The sequence below is a fragment of the Gemmatimonas sp. genome, from assembly GCF_044345575.1.
In the GTDB taxonomy this organism is placed as follows: domain Bacteria; phylum Gemmatimonadota; class Gemmatimonadetes; order Gemmatimonadales; family Gemmatimonadaceae; genus Gemmatimonas.
In genome coordinates this window covers 1-12,882 of the sequence record NZ_JBIJAW010000069.1, presented here as the reverse complement: position 1 = coordinate 12,882, position 12,882 = coordinate 1, and the positions used below count along the sequence as shown (strand labels likewise).

Here is a 12,882-nt window from a genome sequence, read left to right as displayed (position 1 = left end):
AGTTGTTGTACGCCGTGTTCCAGCTGAACTGCATGTTCTTCATCGGGCTGAAATCGACGTTCGCGCGCACCTGGTACTTGCGCTCGTTGTCGAGCTGCAGCACGCCGTCGCTGTTGTCGGCGCCGAAAGAGAAGAGGTACTTCACATTGTTCTGCGTGCCACCGGCCACCTGCGCCTGCATGCCGAGGCGACCGCCGTCGCGCACGAACGGATCCATGTTCAGGAGCGGCACGGAGTCGGTGCCGAACTTCTGGAGCCGCTGGAAGCCCGAGTTGATCTGGGTCGTCCACTTGGCCGCACCCTGCGAGCCGCGCTTCGTGAAGATCTGAATCACGCCGGCCGCGGCGTCCGTGCCGAAGAGCGTGGTGGCGGCGGCACCCTTCACGACTTCGATGCGCTCGATGTCGTCGGGGTTGATGTCATTGAGCGGGCTGCCGTACGAGTTCGCGCCGCGCTGTGTGGCGCCCTGGAAGATGCCGTTGCGCGGGTATTCGTCCGATCGCGTACGCACCCCGTCCACGTAGATGAGCGGCTGGTTGCTGAGCGCCAGCGAGGTGGCGCCACGGAGACGGATGGCGCTGCCGCTGCCCGCGTTGCCCGTGCCGCCCGAGATCTGCACACCGGCCACGCGACCGGCGAGCAGGTTGGACACGTTCGTGGGCACTTCCGGCAGGTCCTTCGTGGACACCTGACCGATGGAGTTACCGACTTCGCGCTTACGCGCCGAGCCGGCGGTACCCGTCACGACGACCTGATCGAGCGAGATGGGGGATGTCTTGAGCACGAAATCGGCGGTCGCGGTCTGGCCAGAAGCCACCGTCACGACCTTTTCGATTGGCTCGTAGCCGATCATGCGCACCCGCACCGTGGCTGAGCCGGCGTTAACGCGGGTGATGGTGTACGAACCATCGGCGCCGGTTTGCCCGCCGTTCTGCGTACCGGAGATGAAGACCTGCGCGTTGGGGACGGCGTTACCGGCGGTGTTGGTCACCTTACCGCGTACCGTACCGGTGGCGCCTTGTGCGTGGGCCGGGCCAGTTGGCCCGAAGGGAGAAACGAGCAGGCCGGCAACGACGGCACATGCCGACATTGCCCGACTCCACGTACGTGAACAGAGCATCCGCACCTCTCCTGAAGTCTGCGTACTGCTGCACGGACCCGTCCGGACCGGACGGGGGGGAACACGGGGGACCACGATTCGGCGCGCCGCGGCGCACCGCCCTGCGTGGGGGGTACTGCCTGTCCCTGGGATGGGTGCCCGGATGGGCTTAATGAGGGGACAGCACGAAATTGAGCGGGACGACGCCACGATAGTGCACCCCAAGGGGCGGATCGGCAAGCATTTGCCGCCATCTGGTAAGACCGGATGTCCGCCTTGCTGGGACTGTCGCCACGGTCCACCTTCTCCCGTCCGCCGTGACCGCTTTCCGATCGCGACCGTCCCGTTTCCAGTCCGGAGCACTCCGTGCGCCTGCGTCCCCTTCCGCTCTGTGCTGCCCTCCTCGCGGCACTCCCCCTCGGGGCACTATCCCTCGGCGCGCAAGCGCCCGCCCAGCCGCCCGCACCGTCGCCCACCGGCCGTGGCGCCGCCGCCCGTCCGCTGCCGCTCGAAGCCACTCGGCGCTTTCCGCTCGACACGCGCGACGGCACCTGGCTCTCCATCGACGTGAGTCCCGATGGCCAGCAGCTGGTTTTCGACATGCTCGGCGACCTTTACCTGCTCCCCATCGCCGGCGGGGACGCCGTGCGGCTCACCACCGGCCTCCCCTACGACGCGCAGCCGCGCTTCAGCCCCGATGGTAAATCGGTGGTGTTCATCTCCGACCGGCAGGGCGCCGACAACGTGCACGTGCTGGATCTCGCGACGCGTGAGGTGAAGGAAGTCACCCGCGGCCGCGCCAACGTGTACCTCTCCCCGGAATACTCGCCCGACGGCAAGTACATCGTGGCGAGCAAGGGCGGCTTCCGGGGCGGACTCCCCACCCTGTGGATGTACCACGTGCAGGGCGGCGCCGGGGTACCGCTGTATACCGCGCCGGCGAACGCCGCGCCCGGAACCGCCGTGCAGCAGGCAGGGGCCGCGTTCACGGCCAATGGGCGCCATCTGTACTACACGCAGCGCACGGGCGCCTGGAACTACAATGCGCAGTTCCCGCAGTACCAGATCTGGTCGTACGACCGGGAGACCGGCGATCGCGAACCCATGTCGTCGCGCTACGGCTCGGCGGTGCGCCCCACACTGAGCCCCGACGGCAAGTGGCTGGTGTATGGCTCGCGCTACGAGAACAAGACGGGGCTGCGCATCCGCGATCTCGCCACCGGCGACGAGCGGTGGCTCGCGTATCCCACCCAGCGCGACGAAATGGAGTCGCGCGCGCCCATGGACGCGCTGCCGGGGATGAGTTTCACCCCCGACTCGAAGGACCTCGTGGCCAGCTATGGCAACAAGCTCTGGCGCGTGGCGGTGGACGGCAGCGGGCAGAAGGAAATTCCCTTCCGCGTGCAGGCGCAGATCGAAGTGGGCCCCGAACTCGCCTTCAACTATCCGATCACCGACAGCGCCACGTTCACGGCGCGTCAAATTCGCGACGGCGTGCCCAGCCCCGACGGCAAGCAACTGGCGTTCGTCGCGATGGACAAGCTCTACGTGATGGACTGGCCGAGTGGCACGCCGCGCCGCGTGAGCACGCTCGACGCCATCGAGGCGGAGCCCGCATGGGCGCCCGATGGCAAGTCGCTCGCGTTCGTGACGTGGACGGAGCAGGGGGGACGCCTGTACAAGGCCACCCTCACGCCCGGTCGTCCGACGCGCATCGTGCCCATCAGCGCCGGCGGGGCCACGGTGCGCATGCCGGTCTTCTCGGCCAACGGGTCGCGCATCGTGGCCATGCGCACGCCGGCCCAGGGGCGTCGTGACCAAACCGGTGTGACGGGCACCACGGAGCTGGTGTGGTACAACGCGTCGCCCGTGGGCGCAGATGGCGCCGCACCGACGGTGATCGCGCGCGCGGCAGGGCGTACCAAGCCGCACTTCACCGCCGACAGCACGCGCATCTATCTGACGTCGAGCAACGGGCTCGTGTCCATTCGCTGGGACGGCACCGACGAACAGCGCCATCTGCGTGTGGTGGGGGCGGGGGCCGGCGGTGCGAACGACGACGATCATGGCCACACCGAGCTGACGCTGTCCGATATGGAAGCGCTGAAGATCAACAGCGAGGAGCCCGGGCTGCAGGGCCCGCCGGCGCAGTTGGTGATCGCCTCGCCCGCGGGTGATGTCGCGCTGGCGCAGATCGGCGGGGACTTCTATACCGTGGTCATCCCGCCGCGCGGTACGCAGGCCACCGTGAATGTAGCCGAGCCGGCCGGTGCGACCTTCCCCGTGCGCAAGCTCACCGATATCGGCGGCCAGTTCCCCACATGGTCGGCCGACGGCAAGCGCGTGCACTGGAGCATCGGCAACGCGCACGTGGTGTACGATCTCGATGCCGCCGTCGCGCGCGAGGCTGCCATCGCCGCCGCGCGTCGCGATACGACGATCGCCGAGAGTGCTCGCCCCACGCCGTACATGCCGACCGAGACGCGGGTGCGCGTGAGCGCCACGCGTGATCTGCCGAGTGGGGCGGTGGTGCTGCGCAACGCGAAGCTCGTCACGATGAAGGGCGACGAGATCATCGCGCGCGGTGATGTGGTGATCCGCAACAACCGCATCGCCGCGGTGGGCGCGGCGGGCACCGTGACGGCGCCGGCGGGGGCGACGGAGATGGATCTCGCGGGGGCAACCGTGATCCCCGGCTTGGTCGATACACACGCGCACCTGCGCGCCGAGCGTGGCACCATTCACGAGACGCAGCCGTGGGCCTATCTCGCGAATCTCGCGTATGGCGTGACCACCACGCGTGATCCGCAGACGGCCACCACCGACGTCCTCACGTATCAGGACATGGTGGAAGCCGGGCAGATCATTGGCCCGCGCATCTACAGCACCGGCCCCGGCATCTTCAACACCGACAACATCCGCGATCAGGAGCATGCCCGCAGCATGCTCAAGCGCTACAGCCAGTACTACGACACGAAGACGATCAAGATGTACGTCGCCGGTGTGCGGCAGGTGCGGCAGTGGATCATCACGGCCGCGCGCGAGCAGCAGCTCATGCCCACGACGGAAGGGTCGCTCGATGTGAAGCTCAACCTGTCGGAAACGCTCGATGGGTATCCGGGGCTCGAGCACAGCATGGGGATCACGCCCATCGGCAGCGATGTCACGAGTTTCATGGCCTTCACCAAGCGGGCGTACACGCCCACGCTGCTTGTGAACTACGGAGGCCCGTGGGCGGAGAATTGGTTCTACTCACGTGAGAATCCGTACGGCGATCCCAAGCTGCAGCGCTTCACCGCGTACGAAGAGCTCGCGCTCAAGACGCGGCGTCGCATGGCGAGCATGCCGAACGGCGGCACCGCCGGCGGGTGGTTCCGCGACGAGGAGTACGTGTTCCCGCAGCTCGCCGCGGATGCCACGAAGATCCTGCGCGCGGGCGGCCGTCTCGGTGTGGGGAGCCACGGCCAACTGCAGGGGCTCGGCTACCACTGGGAGCTGTGGGCCATGGCGAGTGGCGGCATGACCAACCACGAGGCGCTCAAGGTGGCCACGATCGTGGGGGCGAGCGACATCGGCCTCGCCAACGACCTCGGCTCCATCGAGGTGGGCAAGCTGGCCGACCTGGTGATCCTCGACAAAGATCCGCTGGCCGATCTGCGCAACACCAACACGGTGCGCTACGTGATGAAGAACGGCCGCTTGTACGATGGCAACACGCTCGCCGAGACGTATCCCACGAAGAAGGCGGGGCCGGTGGTGCCTAACCGCCCGATTGCGCCGAATACGAAGGCGGGGACGGGGCACTGAGGCACGGTTAGCCGACGGGGGAAAGGGAGAAAGGGGGAAGCTTCCTCATTTTCTCCCACCCTCCTTTTCTCCCAATTTCAGTTCCGCCGTTTCTCAGATTCTCAATAAAGCCCCTGCACCCGGGCCCCGGCCGCCATCCCCTCCCATGCGCTCCGGCGGGTAGATTTGCCGGATGCACCAAGACCAGACGACGACTCCGTCCTCCGCGGGCTCTGCCACCACCGCCCACCTCGGCGCCCTGGCGGTGTGCACCGCCGCCGCGCTGCTGCTGCTGTGGCCCCTCCTCACCGGACAGATCATGTTCGGCGGCGGTCGCTCCGACATGTTCATCGCCGGCTACTCGTTCCGCCTCTTCGGCGCCGAGTGGTTCAAGGAGACGGGCAGTATTCCCCAGTGGAACCCGTACCTGTTCGGCGGGCTGCCGTACATCGGCGCCATGCACGGCGACATCTTCTATCCGTCGGCATGGCTGCGCTGGCTCATGCCCACCGATCTCGCCATTACGTACGCCATGGCGCTGCACTTCGTGCTCGCCGGCTGGTTCATGTACCGCCTCGCCCGCTCGCTCGGCCTCGGATGGGGCGCGGCGATCGTGGCCGGTGTGGCGTACGAACTCACTGGCATCGTGGCGTCGCAGATGAGCCCCGGACACGACGGCAAGCTGTTCGTGTCGGCGCTCACGCCGCTCGGGTTCTGGGTGCTGCTCAACGCCATCCGTCATCAGAAAACGTGGGCGTTCGGTGCCTTTGCGATCACGGTCGCGCTCATCATTCTGGGCCATTACCACATGGCCTATTTCCTGTTGCTCGCGCTGGGACTCTGGGCGCTCTACCTCGTGTTCTGGGACCCGCAGCGTCCCGCCGATGTGAAGCCGGTGCCCACGCTCGCGCTCGCCGCCGGCGCGGTGGCCGTGGGGTTGGGCATCACGGCGCTGCAGGTCATGCCGTTCTTCGCCTACATCCCGTTCTCGCCGCGTGCTGATGGCGCGACGGATCTCGGCTGGGAGTTCGCCACCAGCTACGCGTTGCCGCCCAGCGAAGTGTTCACGCTGCTGCTGCCGCAGTTCAACGGCGTGCTCGATCATTACTGGGGCAGCAACCCCATCAAGTTCCACACGGAGTACATGGGCGCGCTGCCGCTGGTGCTCGCGGCCTTCGCCTTTGGTGACAAGACGCGCCGCACGATGGCGTTCACGCTCGCCGGCTTCGCGCTCTTCTTCCTGCTCCTCTCGTTCGCCGGTCATACGCCGTTCTACCGGCCGTTCTACGAGTTCATGCCGCTGCTCAAGAAGATCCGCGCCATGGGCATGGTGTTCTACTTGCCGGCGTTCTTCGTGTGCATCCTCGCGGGTATCGGTGCCGAGCGGGTGTTTGCGCGCACGGTGAGCATGAAGACCGTGCTGGGTGTGGGCGGGGTTGTGGTGCTTTTCGCGCTGCTCGGCGCGGTGGGTGGTTTGCAGGGGCTGGCCGAGTCGCTCGCCATCAACGAGCGGTACGAGGCCGTCGTGAGCAATGCGCCGTACCTGCAGAGTGGCGCCGTGCGTCTGCTGCTGTTCGCGGTGGCGGGGCTGGCGGTGTTGGCACTCACGGTGAGCGGCAAGCTGGCGCGGCCGCTTGCCACCGGTTTGCTCGCTGCCGTGGTCGCGCTCGACCTGTGGAGCGTGAACAAGGAGTTCTATACCTTCTCGCCGCGCGCGTCGGAGTTGTTCGCCGACGATGCCATCACCACCAAGCTGAAAGAAGTAAAGCCGCCGTACCGTGTGCTCGATGCGGCCAATGCGTACGGCTGGTCGTTGCTCATGGCGTACAAGGTGCCGTCGGCGCTCGGCTATCACGGCTTCGAACTGCAGCGCTATCGTGAGTTGGGCGGCAAGGACGGTGGGTGGCAGAACCTCTTCTCGCCCAACCTGCTCGACCTCATGGCCATCCGCTATCTGGTGCTCCCCGACACGCAGGCGGTGCCCGGTTTCCATCAGGTGGTGCCCAAGATCACCACCACGTTCGGGACACCGGCCGTTCTGTACGAGCGCGATTCGTTGCCGACATACGCGCGCGTGCTGCCGGCCTCGGCCAAGCTCCAGCCGGCAGAGGCCGCGGCCACCATCGCCGACCAGCGCTTCCCGGTCGCGCGGGTCGCCATCTTCGACGACACGGCTACAGTGAACTCGCCGGCGGCCGCACCGCCTTTCCCAGCGGCCACCGCCACGGCCACGGTGACCAAGTGGCAGCCTGGTGCCATGGAGATTGCGGTGAACGGCGCGGAGCGCGCGCCCTCGCATCTCGTGGTGAGCGAAAACTGGTACAAGGACTGGAGCGCGCAGGTGGACGGGAAGCCGGGCGTGGTGCGGCGCGGTGATCTCTCGCTGCTCACTGTTGACCTGCCCCCCGGCGCCAAGTCGGTCACGCTCACCTTCTCGTCGCCCGAATATGCGACGGGCAAGATGGTGAGCCTCGTGTCGCTGCTCCTTGCCTTTGCGATGATCGGTGCGGGTCTCGCCATGTCCCGTCGAAAGGTCACCGTAACCACCTGACCGCTTGAAGCGGTCGCTCTGCGTTCACGCCGGAACTACGATCAAGTCATGAGAACGTCTTCCATCCTCCTCGCGTCGTCCCTGTTCGCCCTCGCGGCGTGCGGCGGCGACAAGGCACCGTCGGCCGACTCGGTTGCGGCCACCGCAACCGCCACGGCCGATTCCGCCGCCGCGACTCCCGCGCTCGGCCCCGGTGAGGCGATGCTCGCCATCCCCGGCGGACGCATCTGGTACAAGGTGAGTGGCACGGGCACGGGTACGCCCATGGTCCTCATCCACGGCGGTCCCGGCATGGGCAGCTTCTACATGAAGTCCATGGAAGCGCTCGCCGACGATCGCCCGGTTGTGCGCTACGACCAGCTGGGTACCGGCAAGTCGGATCGCATGACCGACACGGCGCTCATGAAGATCCCGCGCTACGTCGAGGAGCTCGACTCGCTCCGGCGCACGCTCAAGTACGACAAGGTTTTCCTCAACGGCAATTCGTGGGGCACGATCGTCGCCATCGAGTACTACAAGGCGCACCCCGACCACGTGGCCGGTATCCTCTTCAGTGGCGAAGCGTTCGATATCGCCGCTGCGGAAAAGGAAATCAACAAGGCGGTGGCGCAGCTGTCGCCCGAGGCGCAGAAGGCCTTCGCGCAGTACAACGTGGACAAGAATCTCGAAGCACCGGCGTACAAGAAGGCGGTGGACGAGTTCTACGCGAAGAACGTGTGGCGCCATCCCGTGGCGGCCGATGTGGACTCCACCATGAGTCTCCTTGGCGTCGAGCAGTATCGCTACTTCCAGGGCGAGAACGAGACGATGATCGTGGGCGCCCTGCGCGGCTACAACGCGGTGCCGGACCTGCCCAAGATCAAGGTGCCGGTGCTCATGACCACCGGAGAATTCGACGAACTCGGCCCCAAGCTCATCGAGCAGCACACTAAGCTCATCCCCGGGGCGAAGTTCATCGTGTACAAGGACGCGGCGCACGTGACGCAGTGGGATGCCGCGGAGCAGAGCGTGAAGGATGCCCGCGAGTTCTTCCGCGCCGTCGACGCAAAGAAGTGAGTCGTCACGCGTGACGCAGCGGCACTTCGGTTTCCCCGGTGCCACCTCGGTGCTCATCGCCAACATGGTGGGCACCGGGGTGTTCACGTCGCTGGGCTTTCAGGCGCTCGACCTGCACACGGGCGGCGCGCTGCTGAGTCTCTGGATCGTGGGTGGTGTGGTGGCGTTGTGCGGCGCCATCGCCTACGCGGAACTCGGGGCCCTGCTGCCGCGCTCCGGCGGTGAGTATGTGTACCTCGGACAGGCGTGGCATCCCGTCGCCGGCTTTCTCGGCGGCTGGGTGAGCATGACCGTGGGCTTCGCCGCCCCCATCGCGCTCTCGAGCATGGCGTTCGGTCGCTACCTGTCGGCCATCGTTCCCGTGGACGCCCGTCTGGCGTCACTCGCGATGCTCGGCGTCGTGGTGGCGGTGCATCTCGCCGGGCTGCACGTGGCGAAGCGATTCCAGGTGGCCATCACCGCCACGCAACTCTGCCTCGTGGCCGCCTTCGTGGTGGCTGGGCTGATGTATGGGCGCCCGGTACCGCTCGACAGCGGCTTCGGCAACGGGCAGGCGCTCAGCGAAGTGTTTTCGGCGCCGTATGCCGTGTCGCTGGTGTACGTGTCGTTCGCGTTCACCGGCTGGAACGCCGCCGGGTACATCGCCGGCGAGATCGTGAACCCCGAGCGCACCATTCCGCGGGCCGTGGTGGCCAGTACGCTGGTGGTGACCGTGCTCTACCTGCTGCTCAACTTCGCGTTCCTGCGCACCGTGCCCTTGGCTGAGCTAGCCGGCAAGGTGGAAGTGGGCGCGTTGTCGGCGCGGGCCATGTTCGGCGAATGGGGAGGACAGGCGATGAGCGGCATCATTGCGGCGGTGCTGCTGGCCTCCATCAGTTCGATGGTCATCGGCAGCTCGCGCGTCACGCAGGCGGTGGCGGAATCGCTGCCGCAGTGGCGCATCCTCGGCACGCGCGGCGCCGACGGCGTGCCGCGCAACGCGATCATCGCGCAGGGGCTGCTCATCCTGGTGCTGCTGCTCACTAACTCCTTCGAAGCCGTCATGCTGTACGCGGGCTTCACCCTCAACCTCATGTCACTCCTCACCGTGCTCGGCATGATGCGATTGCGCCGCACGGCGGCCGTGATGCCGCGGCCGTACCATGCGTGGGGCTATCCGATCACGCCGCTGGTGTACGTGGCGCTGAGTGTGTGGACGCTGGGCACGCTGCTGATGCAGCGGCCGGGCGCCTCGTTGGCGGGATTGGCCACGGTGGTGGTGGGCTACGGCGTGTGGCTGCTCGGCAACCGGCGCGCGGCCTCACAGGCGAACTAGGCAGACGCGGGGCAGTCACCCCGCGGGCTGAGCTGGTGTGAGTGTCTGCGCGAGGGCCAACAGCAGTGCATCGCGCCCGCGCCCCGCAATCAACGACAAGCCCACTGGAGCGCCGTGCACGATGCCCATGGGCATCGACAGCTGCGGCAGGCCACCCAGCCCGGCCACGCAGAGCAGCGCGAGCATGCGCTCGCGAACGGCCACGGTCTCCTGCGGCGGCAGCGCGAGCTTCGGCGCCACGTCTGGCACCGTGGGCATGAGTAGCACCGTGTCGCCGTCGAGCAGCGCATCGAGTCGTGCGACGATCTCCGCGCGTCGCACGGTCATGGTGCGTACTTCGTCGGGCGCTACCCGCGACACCGCGTCGAAGCGCGCGGCAACTTGCGGGCCGAAGGTCGGTGTGCACGAACGCACCCATTCACCATGCGTACGCCAGATATCGTCGTACTGCAGCACGCGGAACACATCGAACCACGACGACAGTCCCTCGGGGGCAATCGTCACAGGGGTCGCGCGGCCCAGTTGGTTTTCGATGTGTTGCACGGCGGGCGCAAGGGCCGCCGTGGTCTCGGCGGTGGACAGGGCCCACGCATCACTGGCAAGCAGCACACGTACGCGTGGGAGCTCGGTGGGAATCGGCGTATCGAACAAGACGCTGCCGACACGGGCCAGCATCTGCGCGTCGCGCGCGAACCACCCGCACGTGTCGAAGATCGGGGCCAGCGGACACACGCCGTCGAGGGCAATGCGCCCGTGCGTGGGGCGCAGGCCATAAACGCCGCAGAAGCTGGCCGGAGCGCGCACCGATCCGCCCGTGTCGCTGCCAATGGCGAAGTCTACTAGCCCACCCGCCACCGCTGATGCGGACCCACTCGACGAGCCGCCGGGCACGCGATCGGGAGCGGCGGGGTTCACCGGCGTGCCGTAGTGCGCGTTCTCGCCCGTGAGGCTGAACGCCATCTCCTCCGTATGCGTCTTGCCCACCATGCGGGCGCCGGCGGCCAGAAGGCGCGTGAGCACCGAGGCATGCGTTGGCGCTGGCGGGTGCGTGCGCAGCCAGTCGGGACTGCCGAACCCCGTACGATGCCCGGCCACATCGAAGATGTCCTTGAGCCCGAAGGTGAGCCCGTCGAGCGGCCCCGCCGCGGTCGGTGACAGTTCGACGTGCGTATGGCGGCAGAAGGCGTGGTACGGATCGCGATCGAGGATGGACACGGGCACGGGGAAGAGGCCGCAGGCGGGGCGCAGAACACGAGTGGCTGGACGTTGCAGGACGAACGCAGGGGAGGGAAGAGGGGCCACTGGCCACGCGCATTATCTTGCCCCGATGGCCGAGCACGCACGCAAGAAGTCCACACCGGAATCGCATCTCATCGAGCGCCAGCTCGCAACCGCGCCGACGCGTGCGTGGGCGGGCTGTGTTCGAGTCACCGGTGACAACGGAACACTCACGGTACCCGGCACGTGGCACCTCGAACTGCCACACGAAGTCCGCCCGTTGCGCGGTCACCTGCGGAGTGCGCTGCCGCTCCCGGTCGCCTATGACCTGCCCGCGTGGCATGCACACCTCACGCGCCTGGTCACGCTGCAGATTCCGGGGATGCAGCTGCGCGTGCACAGAACGCACGCCGGCGCGTGGCAGTCGCTCGAATTCGCCGCGCCCACAGCCCCCGCGTCCGTCACGCACGTCGATCGCGAAGGACTCCGCACGTTGCTTGGGCCGACTGCGCACGTGGCGCTGTCGGTCGTGGCCGGATCACAGGATCAAGGGGTCAGAGTCGTTGATCGCTGAAGCAAGGGGAAAAGGCAATCGGGCGCGCCGCAAAGCGGCCGCGCCCGAATTGTTCTTCCAAATTTCTCCCGTCTGCGTGCTGTTGTTCCTGCCGTCTGCCGTCTGCAGGTACGCCGCAGTCACCGCCGCCGTTACGCCGGCGCTTTCCCCGCCCGCGCCGCCACGAGATAGAACCCCGTCGCCACCCCCAGCGTCGCCAGCAGCACCGTCCACTCGGCCTGCGTGATGCTCGTGAGCAGCCACGCGATGAGCGCGATCGTGATGAACGGCACCGCCGGGCCACCCGGCACCGAGAAGGGCACTGCGCCCTCCTGGCGAATGCCACGCTTGCGCAGCATGAACGTGGCCGCCGCACAGCCGGCGTACAGCAGCAGCGCAGCGAGATTCGAAATCACCGCCAGCTGCTCGAACGAGTTGAACACCGCCAGCCCGCCCACCAGCGTGGTCTGAATGACGATGGCGATGTGCGGCGTGCGAAACGTCGGATGCACCGAGCCCACCACTTTCGGGAGCAGCCCGTCTTCGGCAAAGCGGAACAGCGCGCGCGGTACGGCGAGCGTCATGCCGCTCACGTAACCGAACATGCTGATGCTCGCCCCCACCAGCAGCAGCAGGCGGCCTGGCGTGCCAAGGAAGCTCTCCGCTGCGAACGCCAGCGGCGCGGTCGTGCGTGTCGCGAGCGACTCGCCCAGCAAGCCCGCGGCCACGAGATGCACCGCGAGATACAGCAGCGTCACGCCGATCATCGCGATGGCCAGCGCCTTCGGCACCGTGCGCGCGGGATCACGGATCTCGCCGCTGGGGACGAGCGCCGTCTCCACGCCGCTGAACGCGAACACCAGCACGATCGCCGCGCGCGCGAGGCTCGACGGCGACGGCATCTCCCGAATCGCGAGGTTGTCTGGCTGGATGTAGAACACGCCGATCGCCACGAACGCGATGAGCGGCAGCAGCTTCGCCACACTCGCCACGACGATCAGCTTCGTGCCCTGCTCGACGCCCCGGATGTTGATCCAGGCGAGCAGCACGAACATCGCCACGATCACCGGCACGCGGATGGACGGCATGCCGAAGAGCGCGCCCAACCCCTCGGCGAACGCACTCGACACACCCGCTACCGCCGTGGTGCCGAGCATCCACAGCAGCACGCCGGCGAGAAAGCCCACGTAGCGGCCGAACACCGCCTCCACGTATGCGTAGGGGCCACCGGTGAGCGTGATGCGACTGCCGGCTTCCGCGAAGCAGAGCACCACGAAGCCCATCACGGCTGCGCAGATGAGATA

At 67.2% G+C, this 12,882-nt stretch carries 8 protein-coding genes; 5 read left to right on the top strand and 3 right to left on the bottom strand.

What is annotated here, in order from left to right; genetic code table 11:
- The coding region (locus ACIQ6O_RS06355) for a carboxypeptidase-like regulatory domain-containing protein (RefSeq protein ID WP_396206940.1) at window positions 1-1,090 on the bottom strand (1,090 nt) is incomplete at its 3' end.
- Window positions 1,091-1,465: 375 nt separating this feature from the next.
- On the opposite strand from ACIQ6O_RS06355, the gene ACIQ6O_RS06350 reads away from it, so the two are divergent.
- The 4 genes from ACIQ6O_RS06350 to ACIQ6O_RS06335 all read left to right on the top strand — a co-directional run bounded on the left by ACIQ6O_RS06350 (window position 1,466) and on the right by ACIQ6O_RS06335 (window position 9,807).
- Window positions 1,466-4,906, top strand: a complete 3,441-nt coding sequence (locus ACIQ6O_RS06350) for an amidohydrolase family protein (RefSeq protein ID WP_396206939.1) — start codon at window positions 1,466-1,468, stop codon at window positions 4,904-4,906.
- Window positions 4,907-5,078: 172 nt separating this feature from the next.
- On the top strand, window positions 5,079-7,436 hold the full coding sequence (locus ACIQ6O_RS06345; protein ID WP_396206938.1) for a hypothetical protein: 2,358 nt from the start codon (window positions 5,079-5,081) through the stop codon (window positions 7,434-7,436).
- 48 nt (window positions 7,437-7,484) lie between these two features.
- Window positions 7,485-8,492, top strand: coding sequence for a proline iminopeptidase-family hydrolase (locus ACIQ6O_RS06340; RefSeq protein WP_396206937.1), 1,008 nt, complete (start codon window positions 7,485-7,487; stop codon window positions 8,490-8,492).
- Window positions 8,493-8,502: 10 nt separating this feature from the next.
- On the top strand, window positions 8,503-9,807 hold the full coding sequence (locus ACIQ6O_RS06335; RefSeq protein WP_396206936.1) for an APC family permease: 1,305 nt from the start codon (window positions 8,503-8,505) through the stop codon (window positions 9,805-9,807).
- A gap of 15 nt (window positions 9,808-9,822) precedes the next feature.
- On the opposite strand, the gene ACIQ6O_RS06330 is transcribed toward ACIQ6O_RS06335, so the two are convergent.
- Entirely contained in the window at window positions 9,823-11,022 is a 1,200-nt protein-coding gene (locus ACIQ6O_RS06330) for an amidase (protein ID WP_396206935.1), read from the bottom strand.
- Window positions 11,023-11,134: 112 nt separating this feature from the next.
- Here ACIQ6O_RS06330 and ACIQ6O_RS06325 point away from each other — a divergent pair, with 112 nt between their 5' ends.
- The gene (locus tag ACIQ6O_RS06325; protein WP_396206934.1) at window positions 11,135-11,599 is read left to right on the top strand and encodes a hypothetical protein; all 465 of its coding nucleotides are present in this window, start codon (window positions 11,135-11,137) and stop codon (window positions 11,597-11,599) included.
- 131 nt (window positions 11,600-11,730) lie between these two features.
- Here ACIQ6O_RS06325 and ACIQ6O_RS06320 read toward each other — a convergent pair.
- Window positions 11,731-12,882 (bottom strand): APC family permease (locus ACIQ6O_RS06320; RefSeq protein ID WP_396206933.1); only part of this gene is annotated, 1,152 nt, incomplete at its 5' end.

What these genes read in the sequence shown, in the direction of transcription:
- ACIQ6O_RS06345 (WP_396206938.1), top strand. Translation starts at nt 5,079, where the DNA reads ATGCACCAAGACCAGACGACGACTCCGTCCTCCGCGGGCTCTGCCACC.
- ACIQ6O_RS06325 (WP_396206934.1), top strand. Translation starts at nt 11,135, where the DNA reads ATGGCCGAGCACGCACGCAAGAAGTCCACACCGGAATCGCATCTCATC.
- ACIQ6O_RS06340 (WP_396206937.1), top strand. Translation starts at nt 7,485, where the DNA reads ATGAGAACGTCTTCCATCCTCCTCGCGTCGTCCCTGTTCGCCCTCGCG.